This is a genomic window from Croceibacterium sp. TMG7-5b_MA50 (genome assembly GCF_039830145.1).
In the GTDB taxonomy this organism is placed as follows: domain Bacteria; phylum Pseudomonadota; class Alphaproteobacteria; order Sphingomonadales; family Sphingomonadaceae; genus Croceibacterium.
Genome location: NZ_CP156082.1, coordinates 1445836 through 1472537, shown reverse-complemented (window position 1 = coordinate 1472537; position 26702 = coordinate 1445836). Strand labels below are relative to the sequence as shown.

Below are 26702 nucleotides of genomic sequence, written 5' to 3'. Positions count from 1 at the left end.
CGGAAAAACACCGGGGCTGAAATTAAGCGCGTCTTGTCCGTCCACGCCGCATGAGTCGCCGCAGGAAGGGTTACGGCGAAGGACAGTGATGAGCGTTCTTGAAACGACGCGGGCGTTCGATGGCGCGCACGCGGCTCTGGCGGCGCGTCTGGCGGGGGTGGCATCGTCGCTGTTCCCCGATCGACCGGTGCTGCTGGCCGATGCGGGGGAGCGGGCGGCAGGAGATCAGCCCGCGATCAGTGTGCAGCGCGGGGCGGTGCCTGGCATCGAGCTGGCCGGGGCCGGCGCGCGGCTGACCTATGACGATGCGCGCAGCCCGGGCAGTCTGGCCGCGCTGATTGCGCTGATGTGTGGACGGCGGGCGCCGGTGGCGGCCGATCCCGCCAGCCTGTCCGTGCTGGCGCTGGCCGACCGGATCGCCCGCGCGGACATACCGGTGCTGATCGCCGGTCCGACGGGAACGGGCAAGGAAGTGGTCAGCCGCTTTATTCACGATCGGTCGCCACGGGCAGGCCGGCCGTTTGTGGCGGTGAACTGCGCGGCAATCCCCGAAACCATGCTGGAAGCGCTGCTGTTCGGCCATCAGAAGGGCGCTTTCACCGGCGCCAACGCCGCGGGCGAAGGCTTCTTCCGCGCGGCTGATGGCGGCACGCTGCTGCTGGACGAGATCGCGGAGATGCCGCTGGCGCTGCAGGCCAAGCTGCTGCGCGCGCTGCAGGAAGGCGAGGTGGTGCCGGTCGGCGCGACGAAACCCATCAAGATCGACGTTCGGATCATCGCCTGCGCCAACCGTGACCTGCCGCAGGAGGTGGAGGAGGGTCGGTTTCGCGCCGACCTCTATTACCGGCTGAACGTCTTTCCCGTCGCGCTGGCCGCCTTGTGCGAGCGGCCGGCCGACATCGCCCCGCTCGCCTTCTCCATGGTGCTGCGCCATGCCGCCAAGGGACGCCCGGTGCCGTGGATCGCGGACGAGGCGCTGGCCATGCTGGAAGCGCATGGCTGGCCCGGCAATATCCGCGAGCTGGAGAACGTGATCCGCCGGGCCTTGGTACTGGCGGGGACAGAACGGGCGATCGGGGCGCAGCACATCGTGTTCGACCGACCCGCCCGTCTCGTCACCACGGCGGCCGAGCCCGCGGCAGTCGCCCCGGTGGAACCGACCGCCGCCAGCAAGCTGGCGGGGATCGTGCAATTGTCGGAAGCGCGCGCCATCCTGGAAACGCTGGATGCCTGCGGCGGCCGGCGTACCGAGGCGGCACGGCAGCTGGGCATTTCGGAACGCACGCTGCGCTATCGTCTCGCGTCCTACCGTGAGGCCGGCTTGCTGGCGGCGGGTGCGCGATGAACGGCGTGGGGGCGATCGGTGCCAGCATGGGCACCGTGCAGCAGATCATGCAGATGCGCGCCGAACTGATCGAACGGTCGGCGACCCTGCGCGAACTGCACCGGGCGCAACCGGTGTCGCCGCAGGGCGCTCCCGGCATCGTTGGCGCGCCCGGCGCGGTTCAGCCGGCAGGCGCCAGTTTTGCAGCGACGTTGGAAGCGGCGCTGGACGGGGTCAACGCCACGCAGACGCGGTCCAACCAGGTGACCGAAGCCTATGAACGGGGCGAGGTGACCGACATCGCGTCGGTCATGCTCGCCCGGCAGGAAGCCGGTGTCGCGTTCGAAGCGACGCTGCAGGTGCGCAACAAACTGCTGAATGCGTACCAGGAAATCATGCGGATGGGGGTCTGATAGATGGCTGAGCTGGTTTCCTCTCCCGCCGTGCCGCAATCGCCGGCCGCGCCGCCCGCCAGCCTGCTGGCGCCGCTGCGCGATCCGGTCGGCGGCCCGCTGCCGCGCCGGCTGGCCGCCTTTGCCGCGCAACCGCCGGTGAAAAAGGCGCTACCCTGGTTCGCCGGTATGGCAGGCGCCGGCGTGCTGGCGCTGACCTGGGCGGCGATGGCGCCCGCGCCGCAGCGCGTGCTCTACTCGTCGCTCGACGATGCCGATCGTGCGGCGATTGTCGCCGCACTCGATACCGGCGGGATCGGCTACATGATCGACAATACGACCGGCGCACTCAGCGTGGCGGAGGACGATCTCTATCGCGCCCGGATGCTCGTCGCGCAGGACGGCGCGCTGGCGGAGCCGGAAAGCGGCACGGAGCTGCTCGACAGCCTGCCGATGGGTGCCAGCCGCACGCTGGAAGGCGACCGCCTGCGCGCCGCGAAAGAGCGGGAGCTGACGCTGACCATCGCGGAGATCGACGGGGTGGAGGGCGTGCGCGTCCACCTGGCGGAGGCGGACCGGTCCGTCTTCGTCCGGGAGAATATCCCCCCCTCGGCCTCCGTCATGGTGCGCATGGCGCGGGGCCGGCAATTGTCGGACGCGCAAGTGACCGCCATCGCCAATCTGGTCGCCGCATCGGTGCCGGGTCTGGCGATCGACGCGGTGCGCATTGCTGACCAACACGGCCGGCTGCTGAGCCAGCCCGATGCCGATAATCCGGACCGGTTGGACCTGCAGGCGCGGATGGAAAGCAAGCTGCGCGGCCAGGTGGAGCAATTGCTGGCGCCCATCGTGGGCGTCGGCAACTTTTCCAGCGAGATCCAGGTCCGCCTGAACATGGACGAGACGACGTCCGCCCGCGAAAGCTACGACCGGGAAGGGGCGCTGCGGCGCGAGACGCAGCAGCAATCGCAGGGCAACGGCCCGGCGATGGGCGTCCCCGGCGTGCTCTCCAACACGCCGCCGCCGCCCGCGCAGCCGGTGGACGAGGCGCCCGGCGCCACCCCGCCGCCCGCCCCGGGCCAGGTGGGTGAAAGCAGTTCCACCCGACAGTACGAGCTGGGGCGCGAAGTCGCGGTGTCGAACAGCTCGCCCGGCAATCTCGAACGGCTTTCGGTCGCCGTGGCCCTGAACCGGGAGGCGCTGGCCGGCATGAAGCCTGCCGACACGCAGGCGCTGGAACGGCTGATCGCCGCCGCCGTCGGCGCCGATCCGCAGCGCGGCGATACCGTCGCCGTCATCGTGCGCCCGTTCAGCCCGGTCGTGGAGGAGGAGACCGCCTTCTGGGAACAGCCGTGGTTCGCCACGGTGGTGCGCAATGTCGTGGCGCTGCTGGCGGTGCTGCTGGTGCTGCTGCTGGCGGTGCGTCCGCTGGTCCGCGCCGTCACGGGCGAGAAGGCGAAGAAGAGCAAGGCCGACAAGCTGGCCGAGGCAGCCGCCAATGACGTGGACAAGGACGGCGAGGAGGACGAGCTCGACGCCGATGGCAAGCCGTTCAAGCTGGGCGCGCCCGACGCGGTGCCGCAGCTGCCTGACCTGCTACCGCCCGACGATCCGCGCCGCCTGGCCGCGCAGATGGAACTGGCGCGTCAGATCGTGCGCGACAAGCCGGACGACGCACTGCAGGCGCTGCGCCGTCTGATCAACGAGCCCGAGCGGAAGGAGGCCGCGTGATGAGCGAGGTGATGGAAGCAGCGCCCGTCCGGGGCGCGGATCGGGCTGCCGTCATGGTCATGCTGCTGGAGGAGAAGGACGCGACCGGTCTGATCGGTCGCCTGAGCCAGGAGGAGCTGCGCACGCTGGGCAGCCGGATGCTGGAACTGGGCGAGATCGGCCCCGATGCCATCATCGACGCTATTGCCGCCTTCGCCGGCGAGGCTGGGCAGGGCGGCATCCCGGCCTTCAACCGAATGCAGGAGGTACGCCAGCTGATGACCGGCGCACTGGGCGACCTTCGCGCTGGCAGCCTGATGCGCCAGGTCGCGCCCGACGCGCTGCCCCCGCCGACCCCTGCGCTGGAGATCGCCCGCTGGCTGGAGCCGGACGTGCTGGTTCCGCTGATCGCGGAGGAGCCGCCGCAGGTGATCGCCGTGCTGCTGGTGCAACTGGATGCAGGCCTCGCCGCCAAGGTGCTGGCGCTGCTGCCGGATGCCGTGCAGGTGGCGGTGGTCCATCGCATCGCCCGCCTTGGCAATGTGCCGGCCCCGGCCATCGCGCTGCTGGAAGAAACCCTGTCCGCCCGGCTGGAGCGCATCCACGGCGTGCCCGCGCACCGGATGGGCGGCGTGCGCGATGCCGCCGGCATCATCAACAGCGCCGCGCGCAGCCTGGAACGCCGGGTCATGCCGGCCATCACCAAGGTCGACAAGCAGCTCGCCCGCGACCTGGAGAACGAGCTGTTCCGGTTCGAGCATCTGTTCGGCCTCGACCCCAGGATGATGGGCGCGCTGCTGCGCGAGGTGGAGAGCGAGGTGCTGATCGATGCGCTGAAGGGCATCGACGAAGCGCAGCGCGACGTATTCTTCGCCGCCATGTCCAGCCGCGCTGCCGATGGCGTACGCGACGAGATCGAAGAGCGGGGTCGCCTGAAGCGCGCCGACGTGGAGGACGCGCAGAAGAAGATCATCGCTACGGCGAAGCGGTTGGCCGCGGAAGGCACCATCGTGCTGGGCGATGGGGAGGAGGACTATGTCTAGCCTGCCGCCGCCTGCACCCGGTGGCGCGTTTCGCCCCATGCGCATCGGCGGTGGCTTCGCCGCCGACCGGCGGTTCAGCCTTGTGCCGGTCGATCCTGTGCCGCTGGCCGTGCCGGCGGAACCCGCTATCGACCCGGCGGAGGCCGCCTTCGATGCAGGTCGCGCTCAGGGCCGGCTGGAGGCCATGGAGGATGCGCGTCGGGAGGAGGCCGACCGCGATGCCGCGCGTGGCCAGATCGAGCTTGCCTTCGCCCGCATGAATGCCGATGCGTTGGTGGAGTTGCGCGATCGCCTGCGTCAGACAGTGCTGACCCTTTGCGAGGAGACGATCGCGCCCTTGGCGATCGATCCCGATGGTCTCGCTTTGCGGGTGGAGAAGGCCGCCGCGCTGCTTCGCCGCGCGCAGGATGAAAAGCGCGTACTGCTGCATCCCGACGATTTCAGCCTGATCGCCGCGCGCCTGCCGGCAGGGCTCGAGTGTGCGCCCGACCCAGACGTCGAACGCGGTGCCCTGCGGATCGAGACGGCCGATGGCGGCGTGGAGGATGGCCCGGCCCAATGGCGCCGCATCCTGGCGGAGGCATTTCGCGAATGCTGAGGGAGCTGGACCGCCTGCTGGACGATCTCGCCGTCACGCCGTTCGACTGCGCGCCGCGCCGCTTCGGCCGGATTACCGCATGCGACGGTGGTCTGATTGAGGCGAGCGGGCTGACGGTCCCCGTCGGCGGGTTGTGCCGGATCGACGATGGCCGCGACACGGACCTGATGGCGGAGGTGATCGGCTTCCGCAACGGGCGCACGATGATGATGCTGCTGGGCGATGCGGTGCTGCTGCGTCCCGGCCTGGTGGTCCGGCCGGAGGGGCGGCCCGGCATGGTGCCGGTCGGCCCCGAGTTCCTGGGTCGGGCGGTGGATGGCATGGGCCGGCCGATCGATGGCGGCCCGCCGGTGCGCGCTCTAGCCGACTGGCCGGCGAACGGCCGGCGCACCGGCGCGCTGGACCGGGCCAGCGTACGCCAGCCGTTCGACACCGGCATCCGGGCGCTGAATGCGCTCACCACCTTCGGCATCGGGCAGCGGGTCGGTATCATGGCCGGATCGGGCGTGGGCAAGTCCGTGCTGATCGACATGATCGCCCGCTGGGCCGCCGCCGACGTGGTCGTGGTCGGCCTGATCGGCGAACGCGCGCGCGAAGTGTCGGATTTCGTGAACCGGCATATGCAGGGGGACGCGGCGCGCCGCACCTGCGTGGTGGCGGTGCCCGCGGACCATGCCGCCAATGTCCGCCTGCGCGGCGCCTTGCTGGCGACGTCGCTGGCCGAACATTTCCGCGCCCAGGGCCTCAACGTCCTGCTGATCCAGGACAGCCTGACCCGCATCGCCCATGCCGCGCGGGAGATCGGCATCCTGCTGGGGGAGCCGGGCGCCGCGCGCGGCTATCCCCCCTCGGCCCTGAACACGATCGGCAAGCTGGTGGAACGTGCCGGCAATTCGGCAACGAGTGGCGGCTCAATCACCGGCATCTACACCGTGCTGGCCGATGGCGACGACCAGAACGACCCGGTGGTGGACACCGCCCGATCCATTCTGGATGGCCATATTGTGCTGTCGCGTGATCTGGCGCAGCGCGGGCAATATCCGGCGATCGACATCGGCGCCTCGCTCAGCCGGGTGATGACCGACATCGTGCCGCCCGCGCAGCTGGCGCGCGCGCGCCGGTTCCGCGCGCTGGTGTCGGCTTACGAGAGCAATCGCGATCTCGTGCTGATGGGCGCCTATCGCGCCGGGGCCGATGCGCTGCTGGACCGCGGCATCGCGCTGGCGCCGGCGCTGTCCGCTTTCCTGTCGCAGGAGATCGGCGAATGCGTGCCGCTGGCGACAGCGGCGCATCAACTGACCGCGCTGATCGGCGATGAGTAAGGCGCGCCTGCGCCGGGCGCTGCTGATCGAGCGGATGCGCGGCGCCGAATACCGCCGCGCTGCCGCCGACGCTCAGGCGGCGCAAGCGGTGCGCACCCGGCTGGAGGGGTTGTCCGACCGGACCCGCACGCTCGCCGAACTCTATTCCTTGCGCGACAATGCCCGCGATGGTGCGGACCTCGTCGCCGCCACCACGCTCAGCGCGCATCTGGGCGAAATCGGCCGCGCCGCAAAGATGCAGGCCGAACAGGCGCGAGCGGAGGCGGAGGCGCGCTTTGCCGAACTGGCGCGCGCCGATCGGCGCCGCCAGCGCTCGGCGGAGGATCGCCGCGATCTTGCCGCGCTGTTGCAGACGGAGCGGGAGCGGCGCGATGCAGCGGTGCCGCAACGGGTGGATGGCACGCTTCTTGATTGATGCGCCTGCGGGATCACAGCGCAGGACACATCGACATGGCACCTCTCAACGCAACCAGGATGACCGGCGGCGATAGCTTGCTGAGCCTGCTGGGGAACGGAACGGCAGAAAAGGGCGCAGAGCCACCCGCGGACATGCCTTTCGCCCGGATGCTGGAGGGGGCGGTGGCGTCTGCCCCCGCCGGCGTGAAAGGAGATACGGCGATCGTGCCAGCGCTGGCACAGGTCCAGCCGGCTGCGGCGAACCCTATTTCAGCCTTGCCTTGCCGGGTGCCGGCATCGGCCACCGGCAAGGAATTGCCGCCTCTCCTTGCCGGTGGCAGCTTGCTGCCACGATCGATGCCAGCGCTGGCACTGGAAAGCGTGGCGACCGCCATGGGGACCATCGACGCGAACCAAGATGGCGAACCCCAAGCGGGTGGCGAGAGCTCCGACCCGGCATCCGGCTTGCCGGTTGCCACAATTGAGGAGCTGCCGACGCCTGTTTCTGTGCCCGTGCCTGCCGCTGTGCCAGCGTTGGCACCCACGCCCGTTCTCACGGCCGCGCCGGTGAGTGCGGGGACCGTGCCGTTCGCCGGTGCGGCGCGCGACCGCACGGCGGAGACCGCGTCGCCTCAAACCGCCGTTACGGCGCCGGGGGCCCCGGCTGCCGTGACGCTGGTCGCCGCGGATCTGCCGGTCGCCGCTTCGGGCGAGCGTTCGACAATGCCCGGCCTTCCGTCGGCAGCGATGCCCCGAGCGGCGCAATCGCCCGCCCTTGACCTGCAATCCGTTGCGGGAGCGGTGGATCAGGCCGTCACCATCCCTGCCGCGCCGCAGGCGCAGCCTTTGGCGATGCAGGATCTCACGCAGATCGTGGAGCGGCTCGCCGCAGCGCGTGAGGCGGTGGCGCCGGTCTCCACCCAGCTGGCGGTGGATCATGCCGATTTTGGGCCACTGTCGCTCTCCATCGAGCAGGGGAGGGGCGGCGAACTGGCGATCCAGGTCGCCGCTGCCGACACCGACAGCCAGGCCGCGCTGGTCGCCGCGATGGCTGGGGCCGACCTGCCGCACTTCGACAGCGCGCCAGATCGCCGCGAGTCTCCGCCGGAGCGGGAGAGTGCCAGGCCCGGCGGGGAAGGGCGCGGGCAGCAGCAGGGCCGCGACGGCTTCGCCGGACAGCCACACTCGCGCTTCGACCAGAGCCGTCGCGAGCAGCAGCAGCAGCCCGTCGGCCACGGGGAAGCGCGTAGCGGGACCTATGCGTGAGGTTAACTCCTTCCGCGCCATTAACCAGACATCGTAACGGGGGTTTTCGGACGTGAGCGAAGGCGGCGAAGCGAAGAAGGGTAAGAAGGGCCTGTTGATGAAGGTCCTGCTGGGCGTTGTCCTGCTGGGCGCGGGCGGTGGCGGCGCCATGGGCCTGATGGCCGCTGGCGTGGTCGGCAACGGGCATGGCGCGGACGAGGCTGATGGGCCGGAACTGGTGCGCAAGGGAGAGGACGATCCTTATCCCGTCGCATCGGGAGAGAAGGATGCCGTGGCCGTGGTCCATGGCGATGGCGGCAGCAAGTACCGCACCGCTTATTTCAACTTCACCGACAGCTTCACCAGCAACCTCAAGGATTCGCCTGCGATGGTGCAGGTCAGCCTGGTCGCCTCTACCCAGCGCGACGGGCGGGTGCTGATGTGGCTGAAGGAGCATGAGCTGGCGCTGCGCAGCCGTGCGCTGGTCGAACTGGCGAATACGGACGAGATGGCCGTGAATACCGCGCCAGGCCGCGCCGACCTGCAGAAGCGGCTGGCGCACGCGTTCAATGACGAGCTGGAGAAGCACGAGGGTTTTGGAGGCGTCGACGACGTCCTGTTCACGCAGATCATCGTCCAATGATGCAGTTCGCGCCGATCCAGGCCGCTGGGCGCGCTGCCGCCCATGCGGCGGCCCTGTGCCGCCCCGCGCCCACCCGCGCCGCGCCGCTACCGCGGCTGAAGGCGCAGCATGGCCGACTAGCCCGGCGCCTCGCCGATGGCCTTGCCGCCGTGCTGGCGGTGGACGAGCCGCAGGTGCGCGCCACCGCGATCGAGGAGATGCCGGCCGGCGATTTGTGGCGCAGCATCGCCCCGATGGCGGCCAACGCGCTATGGACGATCGAGGGTACGGGCCATCGCCTGCTGATCTCCGTCGAAGGCAAGGCTATACTGGCCGAGCTGGATCGTGCCTTCGGCGGGACGGGGGAGCTGGAGGGGCCGCTGCCCGCCACCCTGCCACTGTCCGCCGATCGCCTGGCGGAGAAGCTGGAACGCGCGGTGGCGGAGGCGGTCGGCGACACGCTGGCCTGCCCGCTCGCCCCTGCCCAGCGCGACACCAGCCTGGAGATCATGGCACCATATGCGGATGAACTGCCGGTCGTGCTGGTCGCATGCGAGCTTGGTCGGCCGTGGCGCCAGGCGGCGACGGTGACGATCGTGGTGCCGGCCGATGCCTTGCCGGCGATGGTGGCGCCCGATGAAAGCGCCCGTCCACAAGGCAAGCGCGTTCCGGCGGGCCCGCTGGACCAACCGTTCGCCGACCTGCCGCTGCCCTTGTCGGCGACGCTGGTCGACATGACCCTGCCGCTCAGTCGCCTGGCCGGGCTGAAGCCCGGTGCGGTGCTGCCGGTCGGCGTCGCGCGCGCGGTGCCGCTGAGCATCGACGGCACGCTGATCGCACGCGGCACGGTGGGCGAGCTGGACGACCAGGTCGCCGTGCAGATTTCACACCCTCTTTTTGCCTGAAAGGACGTTTTACGATGAGCATCGTCGACGGGTTCGGCCTGATCCAGGACATTGATGTGCGCCTGACGGTCGAACTGGGCCGCACCCAGATGCGGCTGCGCGATGTGCTGGCCCTGGCCGAGGACAGTGTCGTCCGGCTGGACCGGCTGGTGGACGAACCGCTGGACGTGATGGTCAACGGCAAGCTGATCGCCCGGGGCGAAGTGGTGGCCGAGGGCAACCGCTTCGGCCTGCGCATCCTGGAACTGGTCAGCGCCGCACCGCCGGCGACCCCGGCCACCGCGCCGGAGATCGAGGCCAAGGTGCCCCGCGCCGCCGGCGCCCGCGCGGCCAAGGGGTGACGGACGCATGTTCTGGTACAGCCTGAAGCTGCTGATCCTCCTGCCGCTGATCGGCGGCCTGATCTGGGGCAGCCTGAAGCTGGCGCAGCGCATGCAGGGTACGATCGGCGCGCCGAAGGCGGGCGGCCGGGCCGTGCGAGTGGTGGAGACGGTGATGCTCTCGCCCACCCTGCGCCTCGCCGTGCTGGAATTCCATGGGCGCGAGATCCTGGTCGCCACGGGGCGCGGCGGCGTGACCCGGCTGGCGGAGGCGCCCGCGCGGCCCGCTGCCCCGATGCTGGAGACCCAGGCATGATCCGTCCGCTGGCCACCATCGCCGGCACTGTCGGCGCGATGGCAACACCCGCGATCGCCTGGGCGCAGGCCGCCGTTCCAGCGATGCCGCCCGGCGTGCCCGCGCCACCCGCCGCGGTGCCCGGCGCGCTGGACCGTGCATTCGGCGAACTGGGCGGGGCCGGGGGCGAGCCGCTGAGCCTGTCGCTGCAGCTGCTGCTGGTGATGGGTCTCCTCACCATCCTGCCCGCGCTGATCCTGATGATGACCAGCTTCACCCGCATCATCGTGGTGTTGGCCATCTTGCGCCAGGCGCTGGGCCTGCAGCAGACGCCGCCCAATCAGGTGCTGATCGGGCTGTCGCTGTTCCTGTCGCTGTTCGTCATGGCGCCCACGCTGGACCGGGTGAACAATGCCGCACTGGCCCCCTATGCCGCCGGGCAGATGAATGCGGAGGATGCGGTCGCCCGTGCGGGTGACGAGTTCCACCGCTTCATGATCCGCCAAACGCGGGAGAACGATCTGCGCATGTTCGCCGACATCGCGAAGGTGCCGGCGTTCGAGCGGGCGAATGACGTGCCGTTCTCCATCCTGCTGCCCGCCTTCGTCACCAGCGAGCTGAAGACCGCCTTCCAGATCGGCTTCATGCTGTTCCTGCCGTTTCTGGTGATCGACCTTGTCGTCTCCAGCGTGCTGATGAGCCTTGGCATGATGATGATGAGCCCGATGCTGGTGTCCCTGCCGTTCAAGCTGTTGCTGTTCGTGCTGGTCGATGGCTGGGCGCTGCTGATGGGCAGCCTGGCAAGCAGTTTCGCCTGATGGACGACCTCGCGCTCTTCCTGTCGTTGACCGACCGGATGCTGTGGGTCACCGCGCTGGTCGCTGCGCCCGTGCTGCTGGCCAGCATGGCCGTGGGTCTGGTGATCGGCCTGGTGCAGGCTGCCACCAGCGTGAGCGAACAGACGCTGACCTTTGTGCCGAAACTGGCCGCCATCGCGCTGGTGCTGGTGCTGCTCGGTTCTTCCATGATGGTGCTGGTGTCCGACTTCATGGGCCAGATCTTCGTGGAGATCGCCCGGATCGGCGACTGAGCCCATGATCCAGCTCGATTTCGGCTTCGGCGCGCTGGAGGCGGAGTTCTGGCGCGTGCTGTTCCTGATGACGCGGATCGGCGCCGCGCTGCTCGCCGCCCCGCTCTTCGGCGGGGCGGGGGTGCCGGTGACGGTGCGGACCTGTGTCACGGGCGCGCTCGCCATCTTCGCCTCCATCTGGTTGCCCGACGTGCCGACCCCGCCCGCGCTGCTGTCCGTTGCCGGCCTGCTGTCCGTGGCGGGCGAGGTGCTGGTGGGGGCCACCCTAGGGTTCGTGCTGCAGATCGCCTTCGCCGCACCGCCGCTGGCGGCAGAGGTCATCGCCGGGTCCATGGGCATGAGCATGGCCGTTTCCGCCGACCCCCAGGGTGGCGGGCAGACCACCGCCTTTGGCCAGTACTTCAATATCGTGCTGGTGCTGATCTTCCTCAGTGTGGGGGCGCACCTCCACTGGATCGCGCTGCTGATGGAATCCTACCGCGCCTTTCCGCCGGGCGAGACCTGGTTGGGGGCGGAGCGGTTGCAGCTGGTGGCGGGTTTCGCCGGCGAGATGTTCGCCACCGCCCTGCGCATCGGTTTGCCCGTCACGCTGATCCTGCTGCTGGTGCAGTTCGTCACGGGTGTATTGAGCCGCGCCGCGCCATCGCTGAACCTGTTCGCACTGGGCCTGCCCGCCGCAGTGCTGGCCGGGATCGCGGCGCTGATCGTGACCGCGCCGCTGCTGCATGAACAGCTGGCGATGCTTGCCGGGCAGGCCGTGGAACAGACCGTCGCGGTGCTGAAATGAGCGAAAGCGCTGGCGAGAAGACCTTTGCCCCGACGGAGAAGCGGCTGCGCGACGCCGCCAACAAGGGCGATGTGCTGCGCAGCCGGGAGCTGGCGACGGCGGGCGTGATCCTGCTGGCCGCCGCCTGGCTCGCCTTTGCCGGCCCATGGCTGTTGCAGGCGCTTGGCACATTGCTGCGCGGCGCGTTCCAGTTCGACCGCGGGCAGATCAATGAATTTAGTCCGGCTCGCCTGCTGATCAACGCGCTGCTGATCGGACTGCCGCTGATCGCAAGCATCGCGCTGCCGGTGATCGCGGTCACGCTGGTGACGCAACTGGGCCTGGGCAGCGGGCGCTGGGTGCCCGGCAACATGGGCTGGAAGGGATCACGCATCGATCCGCTGGCGGGGTTGCAGCGGATGTTCGGCATGCAGGGGCTGATCGAACTGGCCAAGGGCCTCGCCAAGGTGGCGCTGCTGGGCGCCATCGCTTTCTGGTGGGGCCAGTCCTGGCTCGACACGATCGTGGGCCTCGGGCGCAGCACGCTGTCCGGGCAGTTGGATGCGGGCTGGGGCGCATTGCTCAGCCTGTTGCTGGCGCTGGGCGGTGGGCTGGTCCTGATCGCGCTGGCGGACGTGCCGGTGCAATGGCTGCGCCGCAACAGCCGCCTGAAGATGAGCATGCAGGAACTGCGGGACGAGAACAAGGAAAGCGAAGGCAGTCCGGAGACCCGCGCAATGCGGCGCCAGCGACAGCGGGAGATCGCCCGGGGGGCGGTGGCGCCCGCCATGCGCGATGCGCAATTCGTGCTGACCAATCCCACGCACTTTGCGATTGCCATGACTTACGATCCAGCTCGTGCCGCCGCTCCGGTCGTGCTGGCCAAGGGGCGCGGCGACAAGGCGGCCGCGATGAAGGAACTGGCACTCGAGATGGCGGTGCCGATGCTGGAATACCCGCAGCTCGCCCGCAGCGTGTTCTACACCACGCGGGAGAACCAGACGATCCGGGAAGAGCTGTACGGCGCGCTCGCCGTCGTGCTGGCCCATGTCTTCTCGCTTCGTCGGGGGGAGGCGCGCCCGCTGCCCGCCGTGGACGTGCCGGTGGCGCTGCGCTTCGATGCGGACGGCCGGCTGGCCTCTTAAGCAGGCGCAGTGGCGGCCGTTCTACCCGGCATGGCAAGCACTCCCCCAAGCACGGCGAACTCCGCCTCCTCCATCATAGCGTCGCTGAATGCGGGCAGCGGGGTCAATTGGTCGCAACTTGCGACGGACTTGTCGACGGTGCAGTTCCAGGCCCGCCGCCAACGGCTGGAACAGCAGAGCGAGTTGATGGAGACCCGCATCAGCACGGCTTCCGCCATTCGCGGGGGCCTGTCCTCGCTCGCCACCGCAATTGGGGAAGGGGTGCGCACCGGCAATTTGTCGGCTCAGCCCGCAATCGCCAACAGCGTGGTGGCGCAGGTCTCTTCTCCGCTCGGCACCAGCGGCAAGGGCAGCTATTCGCTGGAGGTGACGCAGGTTGCCAGGGCACAGACGCTTGCTTCCGGCGTGTTCGCCAGCAGCAGCGCCCCGGTGGATGCCGGCACGCTGACCATCCGCTTCGGCGCGACGACCGGCAGCAGCTTCACCCCCGCCAGCCCCGCAAAGCCCGCGCTGGAGGTGGAACTGCCCGCCGGCGCCACGCTGGCGGACGCAGCGAACGCCATCAATGCGAAGGGTGCAGGCGTCACGGCCTATGTCGCCACGACCGCGGCCGGCGCGCAACTGGTGCTGAAGGGTGCGGAGGGGGAGGCCAACGGCTTCATCTTGGAGACCACCGGCGGCGGCCTTGCCCCGCTCGCCTGGGACCCGAAGGCCGGGGGTGATGCCACGCGGCTGAAGGGCGCGGCGCAGGACGCGCTATTCATGCTGGACGGTCTGGAAATGCGCAGCGCCACTAACAAGACCGGGCAGGTGGCACCTGGTCTGGAACTCAGCCTGACGGGGACCAATGCGGGTGCGCCCACCACCATCACCTTTGCCAGCCCGGTGGAAAACATCAGCAGCTGGATGACCGATTTCGTCACCTCCCTGAACGAGATCGTCGGTGTGCTGAACACCGCCATGGGCATCGGCGGTGAGCTGGCGACCGATCTTGGCGCCCGTACGCTGCGCCAGCAATTGCGGGAACTGCCAGGCCAGATGGTCATGCCGGGCGCCGCCACAGGCTCCCCCGCGCGGCTGGCGGATCTGGGCATGAAGCTAGAACGGGACGGCACCTTCTCCATCGATCCCGCCCGCCTGCAGGCAACGCTGGCGGCCGATCCGGCAGGTGTCGCCGCGATGTTCACCACCGGCTTAAACGGCGTCTACAGCACCATGGATCGGCTGGCGCGAAACACCGGCAACAGCCAGGTGGGCGGCACGCTCGCCTATTCTGCGCAGAAGGTCTACCAGCAGCAGAACAGCCGGATCGAGGCGGAGCTGGTCAAGCTGGCCGAGCAGCAGGAGGCGCTGCGGACCCGCATGGTGACGCAGTTCAGCCGGACGGAAACCACCGTCAACAGCTTCAAGTCCACGCTGAGCTTCCTGCAGCAGCAGATCGACGTGTGGAACGCGCAGGGCGACTGATCCCATGCTCGCGCTGAGGGACCCAAACGAGGCATATCGCCGAAGCCAGTTCGACGCGCGGATCAACGGGGCCTCCGCCGCGGATCTGGTGCGCGTTTGCGTGGCAGAGGTGGTGGACAGCCTGGCGCTGGCGATCCTGGCGCATCGGCAGCGCAACTACCAGATGCGCAGCCACGGGCTGACCCGCACGATCACTGCATTGACGGCGCTGGAGATGGGGATCGACCGGCAGGCGCCGTTGGCGGAGGCGCTGCTGCAATTTTACGGCGCGGCGCGGACACGCGTGCTCGATTGCGCGATCCGCTTCGACACGCCCGCGCTGGAGGAGGTGCGCAGCGACTTCACCGACCTGCGCACCGCCTTCGCGAACGCATCCTGAGGGCTAGCCGATCAGCGCCGGCACGGTGCTGAAGCTGATCGCCACCGTGGCGATCGCCAGCCCAAGCCCCGCGACGGAGCGGATGGAGACGGGCCGGACCCGTCGCCACAGCCAGCCATTGACGGCGAGTGCCACCAGCGTCAGCCCCAGCGCAACGATCCGCCCGATGGGCCCGACCGGCCAGATCACGCTGGCGCTCCACACCAGCATGAAATGGGCGAACCATACGCACAGCGCCCAGAAGGCGGTGAACCAGTCGATGCGGTTGAAAGTGACGGGATCGGTCATGATCAGCCCGGCAGCAACCGTATGATCATGCTGCCGATCAGCCCTTGCAACGCGGTGAAGCCGATCCAGCGCACAACCACGTCCAGCGTCACATTGGCGGACCCGGTCAGCAGCCCGCGTGCGCTGCGCCAGCCCAGATACGCCGCCATGATGATGGCGGTGATCACGCACGTCCCCTGATGTGCCAGCAGGGCGAAAACCGTGGCGCCCTGTCCGGTGGCGGTAGGATGCAGGCCGCTGGCGAGCCAGCCGGTCACGTCCCAGTACAGGGCGACGGTCAGCAAGGCGGCGGCGGCCGCCGCGCTCATCCACGGTGTCTGTCCGGCGAAGTCGCCATCCTCCGTCTGCGCCAGCGACCGGCGGGACCACCATGCCGCGGCCAGCGCCAGCAGCAGCAGTGCGGCAATGCCGCCCGTCTGCGCCAGCGGCGGGGCGGGTAACCAGACCTCCGGATGGATGCCGAATAGATAAAGGTAGGCGAACAGCGTCATCAGCGCGATCATGCCGATGACCACCAGCGTGGCGTTCAGCGCCCACCAGCTATGGCTGCTCGGCCCCGTGATCGTGATCGGCAGGATGATGCCGCCGCCGACGTCGCCCTTCTTCAGCCGGATGGGGCGATCCGTCTCCCACAGCCAGCGCAAGGTGGCATAGAGCATGAAGACGCAACTGATGGCGGAGAAGCTGTAGGCCTGCACCGTCAGCGCCAGGAAGATGCCGGCCGTGAACACCGCGGCGGCGAGCGGCCAGGGCGATGGGCCGGGCATCAGCTGGATATATTGCGGTTCCGCATTGATCGGGCTGGTGATCAGCGTTTCGCGCAGGCCCGTGATGCTGCCTGGCAGGAAATAGCGGCCATCCTCCACCTCCTTCGCCAGGCCCGGCTGATCCCACAGCGGATCGCGGCTGCGCACGATGGGGATGGAGCGGGTGGAATAGAGGCCTGTCGGCAGCCATTCCAGCGTGCCTGCATTGTAGGTGTTGCCCGCATCATCGTCGGTGGTGAAGCGGAAGTTGCGCGCGCAATCGACCAGGAACACGAGCACGCCTGCCGCCATGACGAAGGCACCCACCGTGCTGGTGATGTTGAGCAGGTCCAGACCGCGATCCGGCAGGTAGGTGTAGACCCGCCGCGGCATGCCCATGAACCCCGTCAGGTGCATCGGTAGGAAGGTGATGTGCAGGCCGGCGAATTGCAGCCAGAAGCTCCATTTGCCCAGCCGCTCGCTCAGCGGTCGCCGGCTGGTCATGCCCGCCCAGTAGTAGAACGCGGCGAACACCGGGAACACCATGCCGCCGATCAGCACGTAGTGGAAATGGGCGACGATGAAGTAGGTATCGTGCACCTGCCAGTCGAACGGCACCATGCCGACCATTACGCCCGTCAGCCCGCCCATGGTAAAGATCATCACCGATCCCACCACGTACAGGGCAGGGGTGGACCAGCGGATCTTGCCCGACGCGATGGTCGCGATCCAGCAGAACACCTGGATGCCGGCAGGCAGGCTGACGGCCATGCTGGCCGCGCTGAAATAGCCGGTGGACACGCGTGGCATGCCGGTGGCGAACATGTGGTGCGCCCACACGCCGAAGCTGATGAATGCGGTGGCGACGATCGCCAGCACGTTCAGCCGGTATCCCACCAACGGCGTTTGCGCGATGGTGGACACCATCATGCTCATCAACCCGGCCGCGGGCAGGAAGATGATGTACACCTCCGGATGGCCGAAGAACCAGAACAGGTGCTGCCACAGCAGCGGGTCGCCACCGCGTGTCGCATCAAAGAACGGCCAGTTGAACGCGCGCTCCAGCTCCAGCAGCAGGGTGCATAGGATCACACTGGGGAAGGCGATCAGGATCATGACGGCAAAGGCCAGCATGGCCCATGCGAACATCGGCATCCGATCCAGCGTCATGCCCGGCGCGCGGGTGCGTAGCACGCCCACGATGATCTCCACCGCACCGGCGATGGCGCTGATCTCGATGAAGCCGATGCCCAGCAACCACATGTCGGTGTTGAGACCGGGGCTGTATTGCAGGCTGGTCAGCGGCGGATACATGAACCAGCCGCCATCAGGCGCCAGGCCCACGAACAGGCTGCAGAAAAAGAAGAACCCGCCCACGGCGTAGGCCCAGAAGGCGTAGGCCGACAGGCGCGGGAAGGGCAGGTCGCGCGCGGCCAGCATCTGTGGCAGCAGCATGACGCCGATCGCCTCCACCATGGGGACGGCGAACAGGAACATCATCACCGTGCCGTGCATGGTGAAGAACTGGTTGTAGGTGTCCTGCGGCAGGAACTCCATCAGCGGGGCGCCAAGCTGCACCCGCATCCCCAGCGACAGGACGCCCGCCGCCAGGAAGAAGCACAGCGCCGTCACCACATAGATGAAGCCGATGTAATTGTTGTTGACCGCCTGCAGGTATTCCCAGCCATGCGGCTTGCACCAGATCCGCTCCAGCTCCTCCACCTCGCCTTCCGGCCGGGGATTGCTGGTGGGGAAACGGTCGTACAGCGCGTGGTCGAACCCTGTCTCCGATCTCATCGCTGCTGTTCCAGCCACTGGGCAATGGCGTCCAGCTGCCCGGCGGACAGCGTGTCGTAACTTGGCATCCGATTGCCTGGCTTGATTCCCTGGCTGTCCCCAATCCAGCCGATCAGCGTACCGCGATGATTGGGCAGGATGCCCGCGCCCAGCGAAGCGCGCGTGCCGACATGCGTCAGGTCAGGTCCGGCAAGGCCGTTGGCCTCCGTTCCGGCAACCCGGTGGCACGCGCCGCAACCGCTATCCATGAACAGCTGCCGCCCTGCGCCACCGGTCGCATTCACCGTCGCCAGCCGCTGCATCCGCGCCTGTTCCCAGCGGGCGAAATCGGCCGGCTCATGCGCGATGGCGACAAAGCCCATCAAGGCGTGCGGACCCCCGCAATATTCGGCACAGACCCCGCCGAACTGCCCCGCCTCGCCCGCCTGCAGGCGCAGGAGATTGGTTCTGCCGGGCAGCATGTCCTTCTTGCCCGACAGGTGCGGCACCCAGAAATTGTGGATCACGTCGCCGCTGCGCAGTTCCAGCACGATCGGCTCGCCCACCGGAATGTGGATCTCGTTCGCGTCCTCCATGGTGACGCGGCCTGCGGCATCGAGGTACTGGACGCGGAACCACCACATTTCCCCTGTCACGCGGATGCGGCGTTCGTTCCCGGTGATGTCATCCGTCAGGTTGGCGGTCAGCGTCAGGCCCCAGATCAGCAACGCGGTCAGCACGATGCCGGGGAAGGCGATGCCGCCGATCCATACCGCGCTTTCCCCGCCCAGCCGCTGCTTCAGCGGTGCGGGACCACGAATGGCGATCCACAATGCCACGCAGACGATGGCCGTGACGATCACGCCCAGCGCCAGCAGCACCCAGGCGAGCACCGTCACCTTGTCGGCATAAGGCCCAGCCGGGTCCAGCACTGGCGGCGGCCAGCCCCACAGAGCCTCAAACATCGTCGTCGATCCCGTATAGATAGGCCGCCGCCGCCCGCGCCTCATCAGGCGAGATGGGAATGGGCGGCATGGTCGATCCCGGCTTCACCGCCGGGGCGTTGCGCAGGAATGCGGCGAGGTTTTCCGCCGTGTTGGGCACGGCGCCGGCGATCAGGCCGACATCGTCGAACCCGCGCAGTGATGGGCCAAGCCGCCCCTCCGGCCAGGCGACACCCGGTATCTCGTGACAGGAGGCGCAGCCCGCCTGCTCGATCACTGCCAAACCCTTCTCGGCAAGATCCGCCTCCGGCTGGTAGCGCGGCTCTTCCGGCGGCTTGCAGGCGGCAAGGGCCAGCACGCACAGGCTGACCGCCGGCCACAGGCTGATGCCGCCAAACTGATTGTGCCCCCGCATGTAAGTCGGGAACCGGTACAAAGCCGTGACGGTTCCCGATGGGATGGGGCGCATCCGTAACAATTCGTTTCTTTCCGCAACTGCCGTCGTGCTGGCGCTGTCCGGCTGCTCGCAGCAGCACCGGGCGCGGCCGTTCGAAACCAGTGGCGAGGTGATCGCCATGGGCGGCGGCGATGCCGGGGTGGATGGGGCATGCGTGCTCTGCCACGGCCTGCAGGGACAGGGTGATGGCGAACTGGTCCCGCGCCTTGCCGCGATGGATCGCGGTTATTTCCTGCAGCAGCTGGAAAACTACGACAACGGCGCGCGCAACCATGCGCAGATGGCCTGGATCGCCGGGCGGCTGGACAACCAGGCGCGCGTCAAGCTGGCCGACTATTATGCGGAGCTTCCGCTGCCGGAGCCGGTGAAACAGGACGCGGCCCTGCCGGAAGCGTGCATTCCTGCCGTCGGCGCGATCCTGTACCAGCAGGGTGATGCAGACCGCGGCATCGCCTCGTGCGCCACCTGCCATGGTGCGCGCGGCGAAGGTGTCGGCACGGGCAATCCGCCGCTGGCGGGGCAGCCGGCGCCCTATCTGCTGGAACAGTTGAAGCTATGGCGCACGGGCAAGCGGTACGGCGACGCTTTAGACGCCATGACCCATGTCAGCCGTCTGCTGGCACAGGATGAGCTTGCGCCGCTTGCGGATTATAGCGCGGCCCTGCCGGGTGCCACTGGGTATCGGGCACCTCCGGCAACATGCCCTCCAGCACGTCGTCCCGATCCCAGAAGTGGTGCTTGATGGCGGCGCCCGCATGACCGATCACCAGCACGGTCAGCGCGATCACGCCGAAGACATGCACGGTCAGTGACACGTCCATGACCCACCACTGCCATTCCACCGACAGGTCGTGCAGCGGCATGGGCGGCAGCGGGATCACACCCGCCAGGTAGAGCGGGCGCGGCGGCTGGATCGCCGACCACATCAGCCAGCCGGTCAGCGGCAGAATGGCGAACAGTGTATACAGCGCCCAATGCATCGCGTGGGCGACAGTCGTCTTCCAGCCCATCCGATCGCCATCATTGATGGGGCCGGGCACCATCATCCGCCATACGAAGCGCAGGAAGGCGAGCAGCAGCAGCAGCAGCCCCAGTTCCGTATGCCGGCCGTAAAATTCCAGCTTGTCGCCGCCGACCAGCTCGCGCTGCATCACCCAGCCGGACCAGAGCTGGTAGATCACCAGCGCGGCCATGACCCAGTGGAACGTGACGCCGACCGGAGTGTACTTGCCACGCTGCCGGTATGACTCGGCCCATTCCGTTACAGTCTGCCTCATGCCGCGGCGCGCTCCGTCGCGTCGCGGCGCAAGGCCCGGTACAGGATCGCCATGGCCGCCAGCAGGTAGATCGCGCTGGCCGGTGCCCACATGAGGATGCCGGCGAGTTGCTGATCCCCCAGTGGTGACAGTCCCCAGCCTTGCGTCGACAGCCAGTGCGGCGCGTACAGCGCCCGTCCGGCGAAGGTGATCAGCGCGCCGAGCACACCCATCAGCATCATTGTCGCCAGCAGAGAGGTGACAGCCGCGGCCGCGCTCCCCTGCCGTACCCGCGCCCACCACAAGGCGGCAGTGCCGGTGATGCTGACCTGCATGGCCCAGAAGATCGCATCATGGCTCAACGCCGCGGCATAGAGTGGCGGCGCATGCCACGCCCAGAAACACAGGACCTGGATCGCGGTCAGCACCGGCAGCGACCCGGGCAGGCGGCAGGTGTGCAGCCCCGTCGCGGAACCCAGCGCAGCCGCCAGCGCGGTTGCCAATACGACGTGATGCACGACACGCGCCGCGAACAATGCCGAGCCGAGCGCGCAGAACGGGCTGACGAACAGTATCAACACGATGCCGAGTGCCGTTGCCGCCGCCCGCCCGCTGCACGCGGCATCGCGCCAGCGCCACCAACCGAAGGAAAGCGCGGCAAGCGCCAGGAGCAGCACGGGATCGAAATTCCACCGCGCCAGCCATTCGGCAGGCAGCGGGGCCGCCCCGCAATAGGGTATCCACTGGCCTGCCCCGGTCACGTCCGCCCCACCTGCTTCATCCCCTGCATACGACCACCGGCGGCGAGGGTTCCGCCACGCGCCAAAGCGGAGTAGGACCTTGCGCCATGACAACCCCCACGTCCACCATCGCCACAACTTCGCTCACCCGCCCGGCGGCGGAGCTTGCCGCCGATCTTGGCCAGTCGTTCGAGCAATACGGCTTCGCCATCGTCGCCGACCACGGCATCCCCGCCGACCTGATCGCCCGCGCGCAAGCGCAGGCGAAGGCCCTGTTCGCGCTGCCGGAGGAGCAGAAGCGCGAGTGGCACCAGGCTGGGCAGGGCGGCGCGCGCGGCTACACCCCGTTCGGGATCGAACAGGCCAAGGGCGCCACTGTCCGGGACCTGAAGGAATTCTGGCATGTCGGCCGGGAACTGCCCGCCGGCGACCCGTTGGCCGCGTTCATGGCGCCCAACATCTGGCCGGACGAGGTGCTGCCCGACTTTCGCCCGACCTTCCTGGAGCTGTATGCCCGTTTCGAACTGGTGGGAGCGCGCATCCTGTCAGCCATCGCGCTGCATCTGGGCCTGCCCGAACACTGGTTCGATCCCACGGTGGATAACGGCAATTCGGTGCTGCGCCTGTTGCACTACCCGCCGGTGCCGCCCGAGGCCGAGGGGGCGGTGCGCGCCGCCCCGCACGAGGATATCAACACCATCACTTTGCTGCTGGGCGCAGAGGAGGCGGGCCTCGAACTGCTGACCCGCTCGGGCGAATGGCTCAATGTCGCGCCGCCGCCAGGTGCGCTGGTGGTGAATATCGGCGACATGCTGCAACGGCTAACCGCCGGCCAGTTGCCGTCGACCACTCACCGCGTGGTCAACCCCACAGGGCCGGCCGCTGCCCGCCCGCGTTATTCGATGCCGTTCTTCCTGCATTTTCGGCCGGATTTCCTGATCGACCCGGGCCAGATCGATCGCGGCGGGGCGAATGCCGAGGAGCCGATCACGGCCGACGACTACCTCAAGCAGCGCCTGCGGGAAATCAAGCTGGCCTAAGCGGGGCTGGCGGTCAGCCACCCGCCGCCCAGCAGCAGCAGCAGCTTGACGTCGAGCCCGTGACCTTTGGCGCGGTGCTCGGCCACGACGTCGTGGATGCGCGCCAGCGGTACGCGATGGACTACGATGTCCTCGCTGTCGGTGCCGCCGCCATCGCCCACCCGCGTCAGGCCGGTGGCCCGCACCAGCGTGAAGCCTTCGCTCAGCATGCCGGGGCTGGACATGAACTCGCCCAGCACCTGCCAGTCGGTTGCGCGGTAGCCGGTCTCCTCCTCCAGTTCGCGCCGGGCACTGGCGAGCGCGTCCTCGCCTTCCAGCCCGGCTTCGTCACCGATCAGCCCGGCGGGCAGTTCCAGGCAGTAGCGGCCGGACGGCACCCGGTATTGTTCGACCAGGATCACGTGATCGCCATCCAGCGCCAGGATCACCGCCGCGCGGATGTTGCTCGGCCTTCCGGCATATTCCCAGCGCCCACGGCGCTTCGCCTCCACGAATTTGCCACGCCAGACGATCTCCTCCGGCGCATCGGCATCGGGCGGCAGGCGGCGGGTCACAGCTCGATCAGCCGGTCGGGCAGTTCGTTGCGGTCGTCGTCTGCGCGCGGGAAGTGCTGCGCCAGCACCGCGCCGACCTGCTCCACGCCCGCCACCATGCCATCGGCGATGCGCCCGTCCTTCATCGGCGCGAGCAGGGCGGACATCGCCGCGCCCCAGGTGTCCGGCGGAACGAGCGCGTTGATCGCCTCGTCCGCCACGATCTCCGCCCGATGCTCCTGCATCGACAGGTAGATGAGGACGCCCGTACGCCCCGTCGTGCGCCGCTCCGCGCCCACCTTGAACAGCTGGATCGCGCGATCTTCCGCCCGGTCGGTGCGGATCGAACCGGGCACCAGAGCCATGCGCAGCGGGAACCAGGCTTGCACACCCAGCGCGATCAGAAAGCTCACGATTCCGATCGCTGCCGCGGCGGCGAAGATGCCGGGTGCCTCCCACGCGACGTTCCAGCCGCCGTGGAAGATCGCCAGCGCATCCAGCGCCGGCGCGGCGATGAACGGCAGCAGCGCCAGCACGGCGAAGGCGATCAGCGCCGCCCAGGCGAGCGCCACGTCGGTATAGCCGTCAGACCGGTCGGCGACGATCGTCACGATCTCGCCGCTGGTATGCGCCTCCGCCGCGGCGACCGCGGCGCTGACGCGGGTGTGCTCCTCAGGGGTGAGATAAGCCATCACCAGCTCCCCGAAGCGCCGCCGCCGCCGGACATGCCGCCGCCGAACCCACCGAAGCCACCACCGCCGCCGCCGAAGCCGCCATCGCCGCCGCCCCAGCCACCGCCGCCCGAATTGTTCATCATGCTGCTGACCGCGCTCCACAGCAGCACGTCACCCACCGCGTCACCGGCGCCGTAACGGCGATGACGACGGCGTCCGCCGCGCCGCCCCTTGCGGCCGAACATCAGCATGAACCCTAGGATCAGCGCACCCCAGAACACTGCACCGCCGATGGTGGCGATCGAGGCACCGCTGCGGCCGCGCCGCCCGTCCCGTTCAGCCGCAGCGGCCGCTTCCGCGATGGCCGCGGCATCTTCGGGCGTTCGGTCGAGCTGGGTCAGCAGCGCGCTTACGCCAGCCTCGATCCCGCCGGGGAAGTTGCCGGCGCGAAAGGCAGGGGTGATCGTGTCCCGGATGATACGGCCGGACAGGATATCGGTGACATAAGGCGTCAGGCCGTACCCGACCTCGATCCGCACCTTGCGCTCGGTCGGCGCGACCAGCAGCAGCAAGCCCTGGTCACGCTTCTCGCCGCCGATGCCCCAGGTCTGGAACAGGTCGGGGGCATAGGTCTCGATGGGCTCTCCGCCCAGAGAGGTCACGGTGGCAACGACCACCGCACGGCCGGTGCGGGCATTGTATTCGCGCAGCCGCGCATCCAGCGTCGCCTCCTGCTGCGGGGGCAGGATGTTGGCCTGATCCAGCACCGGCCCGGCCGGCCGCGCGGGGTAATCCTGCGCGGCGGCCATGGTGCCGGCGGTGAGGGCCAGCAGCGTCAGCAGCCAGCGGAGCAAGGTCACCGGAATTGCGCTCAGTTCGCAGCCGCCGCCGGCTGCCGGGGCTGCTGCCCGGCATTGTCATTGGCCGGCGTCCCGGTCTGCGCGCCGCCTTCGAACGCATCGCCGAAATCGACGTCGGGCGCATCCTGCGCGCCGGCGCTCGCCTGGAACGGCACCTTCGCCTGCGCCCCGTGGACCAGCTTGGCGCCGATCACGCTCGGGAAGGTGCGGATCTCCGTGTTATAGTCCTGCACCGCCTCGTTGTAGCGGATGCGTTCCACGTTGATCTGGTTCTCCGATCCCTCGATCGCGGTCATCAGGTCGGCGAAGCGACCCTGGCTCTGCAATTGGGGATAGGCCTCCACCACGGTGCGCAGCTGACCCATCGCCTGCGTCAATTGGTTCTGCGCGTCCTGGAAACGCTGGAACTCCGCCGGGTTCGACAGATCCTCCGTCGTGATATTGATGCTGGTCGCGCGGGCGCGGGCAGAGGTCACGTTGTCGAGGATCTGGTTCTCCGATCCTGCCGCCGCGCGCACTGTGCTGACGAGGTTGGGGATCAGGTCCGCACGGCGCTGATACGCGCTCTGCACATTGGCCCACTGCGCGTTCACCGCCTCCTCCTTGGTCGGGACCGAGTTGATGCCGCAGGCGGCGAGGCTCAGCGCGGCCAGCGCCACGACCACGAAGCGGAAGGGGTTGGAGCGAATCATGCGTTGTGTCTCTCTCGCCATCGCCGGCCCATCGCCGGCACAAACTGTGTTATGCAGATAGCACACGTCCGCCACCGTTCAAGCGTCCGGTTGCCAACAGACAGGACTGCGGGTTAAGCTATGTCAGTGACAGCTTGGGGGCAGGGCATGGCGGTGTTCGGAGAATTCAAGAAGTTCGTCGCACGGGGCAACGTGCTCGACCTCGCCGTCGGCGTCATCATCGGCGCGGCCTTCGGGCGGATCGTCACATCGCTCACTGAAAGCATCATCATGCCGCTGATCGGCTGGGTGTTCGGCGATGTCGATTTCTCCAACTTCTTTGTCCTGTTGGGAGAGATCCCGGCAGATTACGCGGGCGACCGCACCTCCTACGCCGATCTGAAGGCGGCGGGCGTCGCGATGCTGGGCTATGGCGATTTCGTCACCCAGCTGATCAATTTCCTGATCGTCGCCTTTGCGCTTTTTCTGCTGATCAAGACCGTCAACCGGGTGCTGGACGAGGTGCAGGCCAAGCAGAAGGCGGCGGAAGATACCGCGGCCGTGCCCGACGTGCCGACCGATCCGCAACTCGACGTGCTGAAGGAAATCCTGGCCGAGCTGAAGGAGCGGCAGGGTCCCGATGTGCCGCCCACTTCACAATTCATCTGAACGCACTATATGGGTCGTTGCCGGCTTCGGTCGGCTATGGCGATAAATTGTGGTGTGCAATAGGCACAGCGGACCCGGGGGCAGTACCCGGCGGCTCCACCACCACCGGCAGGCGACTGCTGTTGATGACGGGGCCGAACCAGGATCGACGTGTGTTGAAAGACATCGTTTTCGCTCGGGCTGAGTAACCCGCATAAGGCTCAAAACACACAAGTGCCAACGACAACGAAGCACTCGCAATCGCTGCGTAATCTGACGGCCTAACGGCCTGATCTTACAAAGCTAAAGCGCGGTTGGACCCACCGGGCAACAGAAGGGACACCAGCGGCACGGAGGGCGCCGGGCAACAGAAGTCCCTCCACCTTCCCACCTCATGCGGGTGCAGCCCGCCCGCGTGCCATCGCTGGATCGCACCACCGGTGTGGATCACAGCCCCGTGGGTGAATCGCAGTCGGTCTTAGGTTCAAAGCCGGCAACGGCCATCACCGGATGATAGCTTGCCCCGCGTCCACGGAATGTGGCGGTGCGGGTGATGGTTTGCGGCACGTTCAGCCACTTCACCAGGGTGGAGCTGAACACGGGTTCGTAATCGTAGCTCACCTGCGCATGGAACAACGGTTCCGCCGGGTTCAACTGCCGGCCGATGCCGGCGGCGACGGTGCTCTCGCTCCAGCAGCCGATCTGGGAACGGGTCGGGATCAGCCCGCCGTCGAACCGTTGCCACTTGATCCGGTTCACCTCCGCCACTCCATCGCCGTCGCCATCTTCCCCCAGCACGGCGGTGATGATGACCCGGCCGTTCTGGCGCACGTCCAGCGGCTCCGCCGACAGGTTCATGGAGGCGAAGATGTCGTAAACCTGCGCCTCGGTCAGGCGGTGATCGGACGAGCCGTCGCGCGCCACCAGGTCGGCGGTCATGGTCGCCAGCCGCTGAACCTTGACCGCCGTGACCATCACGAACGACAGCTCGATTCCCGCGCCCATCAGCGCCAGGAACAGCGGCAGCGCCAACGCGAACTCCACCGCCGA

Annotated in this window: 31 protein-coding genes, 1 other RNA gene and 1 pseudogene; 22 read left to right on the top strand and 11 right to left on the bottom strand. The window is 68.3% G+C overall.

Translation table 11 applies throughout. The features are described from left to right. Positions 1 to 85 precede the first annotated feature (85 nt). The 18 genes from V5740_RS07120 to V5740_RS07035 all read left to right on the top strand — a co-directional run bounded on the left by V5740_RS07120 (position 86) and on the right by V5740_RS07035 (position 15019). A complete protein-coding gene (locus V5740_RS07120; protein ID WP_347304367.1) occupies positions 86 to 1345 on the top strand; it encodes a sigma 54-interacting transcriptional regulator in 1260 nt (419 codons plus the stop codon). After that, positions 1342 to 1737 (top strand): flagellar hook-basal body complex protein FliE, encoded by a 396-nt coding sequence (gene fliE / locus V5740_RS07115; RefSeq protein WP_347304366.1) that lies wholly within the window; start codon positions 1342 to 1344, stop codon positions 1735 to 1737. Before V5740_RS07120 ends, fliE begins: the two co-directional genes overlap by 4 nt. Positions 1738 to 1740: 3 nt before the next feature. After that, entirely contained in the window at positions 1741 to 3447 is a 1707-nt protein-coding gene (gene fliF, locus V5740_RS07110; RefSeq protein WP_347304365.1) for a flagellar basal-body MS-ring/collar protein FliF, read from the top strand. After that, the gene (locus V5740_RS07105) at positions 3447 to 4469 is read left to right on the top strand and encodes a FliG C-terminal domain-containing protein (RefSeq protein WP_347304364.1); all 1023 of its coding nucleotides are present in this window, start codon (positions 3447 to 3449) and stop codon (positions 4467 to 4469) included. The genes fliF and V5740_RS07105 overlap by 1 nt, the downstream gene beginning before the upstream one ends. Before the next feature lie 37 nt (positions 4470 to 4506). Continuing rightward, the gene (locus tag V5740_RS07100; protein WP_347304363.1) at positions 4507 to 5067 is read left to right on the top strand and encodes a FliH/SctL family protein; all 561 of its coding nucleotides are present in this window, start codon (positions 4507 to 4509) and stop codon (positions 5065 to 5067) included. Continuing rightward, entirely contained in the window at positions 5061 to 6389 is a 1329-nt protein-coding gene (locus V5740_RS07095; RefSeq protein ID WP_347304362.1) for a FliI/YscN family ATPase, read from the top strand. Before V5740_RS07100 ends, V5740_RS07095 begins: the two co-directional genes overlap by 7 nt. Further along, the gene (locus V5740_RS07090; RefSeq protein ID WP_347304361.1) at positions 6382 to 6804 is read left to right on the top strand and encodes a hypothetical protein; all 423 of its coding nucleotides are present in this window, start codon (positions 6382 to 6384) and stop codon (positions 6802 to 6804) included. The genes V5740_RS07095 and V5740_RS07090 overlap by 8 nt, the downstream gene beginning before the upstream one ends. A gap of 338 nt (positions 6805 to 7142) precedes the next feature. Beyond that, positions 7143 to 8051: a hypothetical protein gene (locus V5740_RS07085; RefSeq protein WP_347304360.1), complete on the top strand. Its 909-nt coding sequence runs from the start codon at positions 7143 to 7145 to the stop codon at positions 8049 to 8051. 52 nt (positions 8052 to 8103) lie between these two features. Continuing rightward, the gene (locus V5740_RS07080; RefSeq protein WP_347304359.1) at positions 8104 to 8673 is read left to right on the top strand and encodes a flagellar basal body-associated FliL family protein; all 570 of its coding nucleotides are present in this window, start codon (positions 8104 to 8106) and stop codon (positions 8671 to 8673) included. Then, the gene (locus V5740_RS07075; protein ID WP_347304358.1) at positions 8670 to 9557 is read left to right on the top strand and encodes a FliM/FliN family flagellar motor switch protein; all 888 of its coding nucleotides are present in this window, start codon (positions 8670 to 8672) and stop codon (positions 9555 to 9557) included. Before V5740_RS07080 ends, V5740_RS07075 begins: the two co-directional genes overlap by 4 nt. 14 nt (positions 9558 to 9571) lie before the next feature. Next, positions 9572 to 9898, top strand: coding sequence for a flagellar motor switch protein FliN (gene fliN, locus V5740_RS07070; RefSeq protein ID WP_347304357.1), 327 nt, complete (start codon positions 9572 to 9574; stop codon positions 9896 to 9898). 7 nt (positions 9899 to 9905) lie between these two features. Then, positions 9906 to 10193, top strand: coding sequence for a flagellar biosynthetic protein FliO (locus V5740_RS07065; RefSeq protein WP_347304356.1), 288 nt, complete (start codon positions 9906 to 9908; stop codon positions 10191 to 10193). Further along, on the top strand, positions 10190 to 10990 hold the full coding sequence (fliP, locus tag V5740_RS07060) for a flagellar type III secretion system pore protein FliP (RefSeq protein ID WP_347304355.1): 801 nt from the start codon (positions 10190 to 10192) through the stop codon (positions 10988 to 10990). Before V5740_RS07065 ends, fliP begins: the two co-directional genes overlap by 4 nt. Beyond that, positions 10990 to 11262: a flagellar biosynthetic protein FliQ gene (locus V5740_RS07055; RefSeq protein ID WP_121116583.1), complete on the top strand. Its 273-nt coding sequence runs from the start codon at positions 10990 to 10992 to the stop codon at positions 11260 to 11262. The genes fliP and V5740_RS07055 overlap by 1 nt, the downstream gene beginning before the upstream one ends. A gap of 4 nt (positions 11263 to 11266) precedes the next feature. Next, entirely contained in the window at positions 11267 to 12049 is a 783-nt protein-coding gene (locus V5740_RS07050) for a flagellar biosynthetic protein FliR (RefSeq protein ID WP_347304354.1), read from the top strand. Further along, on the top strand, positions 12046 to 13173 hold the full coding sequence (locus V5740_RS07045) for a flagellar type III secretion system protein FlhB (protein ID WP_347304353.1): 1128 nt from the start codon (positions 12046 to 12048) through the stop codon (positions 13171 to 13173). The genes V5740_RS07050 and V5740_RS07045 overlap by 4 nt, the downstream gene beginning before the upstream one ends. 30 nt (positions 13174 to 13203) lie before the next feature. Next, positions 13204 to 14640, top strand: a complete 1437-nt coding sequence (gene fliD / locus V5740_RS07040; RefSeq protein WP_347304352.1) for a flagellar filament capping protein FliD — start codon at positions 13204 to 13206, stop codon at positions 14638 to 14640. 4 nt (positions 14641 to 14644) lie between these two features. Next, a complete protein-coding gene (locus V5740_RS07035; protein WP_347304351.1) occupies positions 14645 to 15019 on the top strand; it encodes a flagellar protein FliS in 375 nt (124 codons plus the stop codon). Positions 15020 to 15022: 3 nt separating this feature from the next. On the opposite strand, the gene V5740_RS07030 is transcribed toward V5740_RS07035, so the two are convergent. From V5740_RS07030 to V5740_RS07015, 4 genes are read right to left on the bottom strand one after another with little or no spacing between them, the layout of a single operon-like run. Beyond that, positions 15023 to 15307 (bottom strand): hypothetical protein, encoded by a 285-nt coding sequence (locus V5740_RS07030; protein WP_347304350.1) that lies wholly within the window; start codon positions 15305 to 15307, stop codon positions 15023 to 15025. A gap of 2 nt (positions 15308 to 15309) precedes the next feature. Next, positions 15310 to 17850 (bottom strand): cbb3-type cytochrome c oxidase subunit I, encoded by a 2541-nt coding sequence (locus V5740_RS07025; RefSeq protein WP_347304349.1) that lies wholly within the window; start codon positions 17848 to 17850, stop codon positions 15310 to 15312. Continuing rightward, positions 17847 to 18794 carry a c-type cytochrome gene (locus V5740_RS07020; protein ID WP_347304348.1) on the bottom strand — a complete coding sequence of 316 codons (948 nt, stop codon included), beginning with the start codon at positions 18792 to 18794 and terminating at the stop codon, positions 17847 to 17849. The genes V5740_RS07025 and V5740_RS07020 overlap by 4 nt, the downstream gene beginning before the upstream one ends. Beyond that, on the bottom strand, positions 18787 to 19188 hold the full coding sequence (locus tag V5740_RS07015) for a c-type cytochrome (RefSeq protein WP_347304347.1): 402 nt from the start codon (positions 19186 to 19188) through the stop codon (positions 18787 to 18789). The genes V5740_RS07020 and V5740_RS07015 overlap by 8 nt, the downstream gene beginning before the upstream one ends. Positions 19189 to 19231: 43 nt before the next feature. Here V5740_RS07015 and V5740_RS07010 point away from each other — a divergent pair. Beyond that, positions 19232 to 19792, top strand: a pseudogene (locus V5740_RS07010) (c-type cytochrome); the annotation flags it as partial. A gap of 43 nt (positions 19793 to 19835) precedes the next feature. Here the strand turns inward: V5740_RS07010 and V5740_RS07005 are convergent. Both V5740_RS07005 and V5740_RS07000 read right to left on the bottom strand, forming a co-directional pair. Continuing rightward, positions 19836 to 20507 (bottom strand): cytochrome b/b6 domain-containing protein, encoded by a 672-nt coding sequence (locus V5740_RS07005; protein WP_347304346.1) that lies wholly within the window; start codon positions 20505 to 20507, stop codon positions 19836 to 19838. Beyond that, a complete protein-coding gene (locus V5740_RS07000; protein ID WP_347304345.1) occupies positions 20504 to 21247 on the bottom strand; it encodes a cytochrome c oxidase assembly protein in 744 nt (247 codons plus the stop codon). The genes V5740_RS07005 and V5740_RS07000 overlap by 4 nt, the downstream gene beginning before the upstream one ends. Before the next feature lie 86 nt (positions 21248 to 21333). Between V5740_RS07000 and V5740_RS06995 the strand changes: the two genes are divergently transcribed. Continuing rightward, on the top strand, positions 21334 to 22266 hold the full coding sequence (locus V5740_RS06995; RefSeq protein ID WP_347304344.1) for a 2-oxoglutarate and iron-dependent oxygenase domain-containing protein: 933 nt from the start codon (positions 21334 to 21336) through the stop codon (positions 22264 to 22266). Here the strand turns inward: V5740_RS06995 and V5740_RS06990 are convergent. Genes V5740_RS06990 through V5740_RS06975 form a run of 4 tightly spaced genes read right to left on the bottom strand, consistent with a single transcriptional unit; the run spans position 22263 to position 25025 of the window. Beyond that, positions 22263 to 22820, bottom strand: a complete 558-nt coding sequence (locus V5740_RS06990) for an NUDIX hydrolase (protein WP_347304343.1) — start codon at positions 22818 to 22820, stop codon at positions 22263 to 22265. The two genes, V5740_RS06995 and V5740_RS06990, sit on opposite strands and share 4 nt — an antisense overlap. After that, positions 22817 to 23491 (bottom strand): TPM domain-containing protein, encoded by a 675-nt coding sequence (locus V5740_RS06985; RefSeq protein ID WP_347304342.1) that lies wholly within the window; start codon positions 23489 to 23491, stop codon positions 22817 to 22819. Before V5740_RS06985 ends, V5740_RS06990 begins: the two co-directional genes overlap by 4 nt. Next, positions 23491 to 24333, bottom strand: coding sequence for a TPM domain-containing protein (locus V5740_RS06980; protein WP_347304341.1), 843 nt, complete (start codon positions 24331 to 24333; stop codon positions 23491 to 23493). The genes V5740_RS06985 and V5740_RS06980 overlap by 1 nt, the downstream gene beginning before the upstream one ends. Before the next feature lie 11 nt (positions 24334 to 24344). After that, positions 24345 to 25025, bottom strand: a complete 681-nt coding sequence (locus V5740_RS06975; RefSeq protein ID WP_347304340.1) for a LemA family protein — start codon at positions 25023 to 25025, stop codon at positions 24345 to 24347. Between the two features lie 147 nt (positions 25026 to 25172). Here V5740_RS06975 and mscL point away from each other — a divergent pair, with 147 nt between their 5' ends. Both mscL and ssrA read left to right on the top strand, forming a co-directional pair. Further along, entirely contained in the window at positions 25173 to 25673 is a 501-nt protein-coding gene (gene mscL, locus V5740_RS06970) for a large conductance mechanosensitive channel protein MscL (RefSeq protein WP_347304465.1), read from the top strand. Then, positions 25654 to 25997: a transfer-messenger RNA gene (gene ssrA / locus V5740_RS06965) on the top strand. Before mscL ends, ssrA begins: the two co-directional genes overlap by 20 nt. Before the next feature lie 102 nt (positions 25998 to 26099). Here ssrA and V5740_RS06960 read toward each other — a convergent pair. After that, entirely contained in the window at positions 26100 to 26696 is a 597-nt protein-coding gene (locus V5740_RS06960) for a TadE/TadG family type IV pilus assembly protein (protein ID WP_347304339.1), read from the bottom strand. Between the last annotated feature and the right edge of the window lie 6 nt (positions 26697 to 26702).

Excerpts from the sequence above, each read along its gene's own strand:
- V5740_RS07100 (WP_347304363.1), top strand. The coding sequence starts at position 4,507 with ATGCGCATCGGCGGTGGCTTCGCCGCCGACCGGCGGTTCAGCCTTGTG.
- V5740_RS07075 (WP_347304358.1), top strand. The coding sequence starts at position 8,670 with ATGATGCAGTTCGCGCCGATCCAGGCCGCTGGGCGCGCTGCCGCCCAT.
- mscL (WP_347304465.1), top strand. The coding sequence starts at position 25,173 with ATGGCGGTGTTCGGAGAATTCAAGAAGTTCGTCGCACGGGGCAACGTG.
- V5740_RS07015 (WP_347304347.1), bottom strand. The coding sequence starts at position 19,188 with ATGCGGGGGCACAATCAGTTTGGCGGCATCAGCCTGTGGCCGGCGGTC.
- fliE (WP_347304366.1), top strand. The coding sequence starts at position 1,342 with ATGAACGGCGTGGGGGCGATCGGTGCCAGCATGGGCACCGTGCAGCAG.
- V5740_RS07065 (WP_347304356.1), top strand. The coding sequence starts at position 9,906 with ATGTTCTGGTACAGCCTGAAGCTGCTGATCCTCCTGCCGCTGATCGGC.
- V5740_RS07005 (WP_347304346.1), bottom strand. The coding sequence starts at position 20,507 with ATGAGGCAGACTGTAACGGAATGGGCCGAGTCATACCGGCAGCGTGGC.
- V5740_RS07085 (WP_347304360.1), top strand. The coding sequence starts at position 7,143 with ATGCCAGCGCTGGCACTGGAAAGCGTGGCGACCGCCATGGGGACCATC.
- V5740_RS07095 (WP_347304362.1), top strand. The coding sequence starts at position 5,061 with ATGCTGAGGGAGCTGGACCGCCTGCTGGACGATCTCGCCGTCACGCCG.
- V5740_RS07090 (WP_347304361.1), top strand. The coding sequence starts at position 6,382 with ATGAGTAAGGCGCGCCTGCGCCGGGCGCTGCTGATCGAGCGGATGCGC.
- V5740_RS07045 (WP_347304353.1), top strand. The coding sequence starts at position 12,046 with ATGAGCGAAAGCGCTGGCGAGAAGACCTTTGCCCCGACGGAGAAGCGG.
- V5740_RS07105 (WP_347304364.1), top strand. The coding sequence starts at position 3,447 with ATGAGCGAGGTGATGGAAGCAGCGCCCGTCCGGGGCGCGGATCGGGCT.
- V5740_RS07055 (WP_121116583.1), top strand. The coding sequence starts at position 10,990 with ATGGACGACCTCGCGCTCTTCCTGTCGTTGACCGACCGGATGCTGTGG.
- V5740_RS06985 (WP_347304342.1), bottom strand. The coding sequence starts at position 23,491 with ATGGCTTATCTCACCCCTGAGGAGCACACCCGCGTCAGCGCCGCGGTC.
- V5740_RS07030 (WP_347304350.1), bottom strand. The coding sequence starts at position 15,307 with ATGACCGATCCCGTCACTTTCAACCGCATCGACTGGTTCACCGCCTTC.
- fliN (WP_347304357.1), top strand. The coding sequence starts at position 9,572 with ATGAGCATCGTCGACGGGTTCGGCCTGATCCAGGACATTGATGTGCGC.
- V5740_RS07020 (WP_347304348.1), bottom strand. The coding sequence starts at position 18,794 with ATGTTTGAGGCTCTGTGGGGCTGGCCGCCGCCAGTGCTGGACCCGGCT.
- V5740_RS07050 (WP_347304354.1), top strand. The coding sequence starts at position 11,267 with ATGATCCAGCTCGATTTCGGCTTCGGCGCGCTGGAGGCGGAGTTCTGG.
- fliP (WP_347304355.1), top strand. The coding sequence starts at position 10,190 with ATGATCCGTCCGCTGGCCACCATCGCCGGCACTGTCGGCGCGATGGCA.
- fliD (WP_347304352.1), top strand. The coding sequence starts at position 13,204 with ATGGCAAGCACTCCCCCAAGCACGGCGAACTCCGCCTCCTCCATCATA.
- V5740_RS07025 (WP_347304349.1), bottom strand. The coding sequence starts at position 17,850 with ATGAGATCGGAGACAGGGTTCGACCACGCGCTGTACGACCGTTTCCCC.
- V5740_RS07035 (WP_347304351.1), top strand. The coding sequence starts at position 14,645 with ATGCTCGCGCTGAGGGACCCAAACGAGGCATATCGCCGAAGCCAGTTC.
- V5740_RS06975 (WP_347304340.1), bottom strand. The coding sequence starts at position 25,025 with ATGATTCGCTCCAACCCCTTCCGCTTCGTGGTCGTGGCGCTGGCCGCG.
- fliF (WP_347304365.1), top strand. The coding sequence starts at position 1,741 with ATGGCTGAGCTGGTTTCCTCTCCCGCCGTGCCGCAATCGCCGGCCGCG.
- V5740_RS06995 (WP_347304344.1), top strand. The coding sequence starts at position 21,334 with ATGACAACCCCCACGTCCACCATCGCCACAACTTCGCTCACCCGCCCG.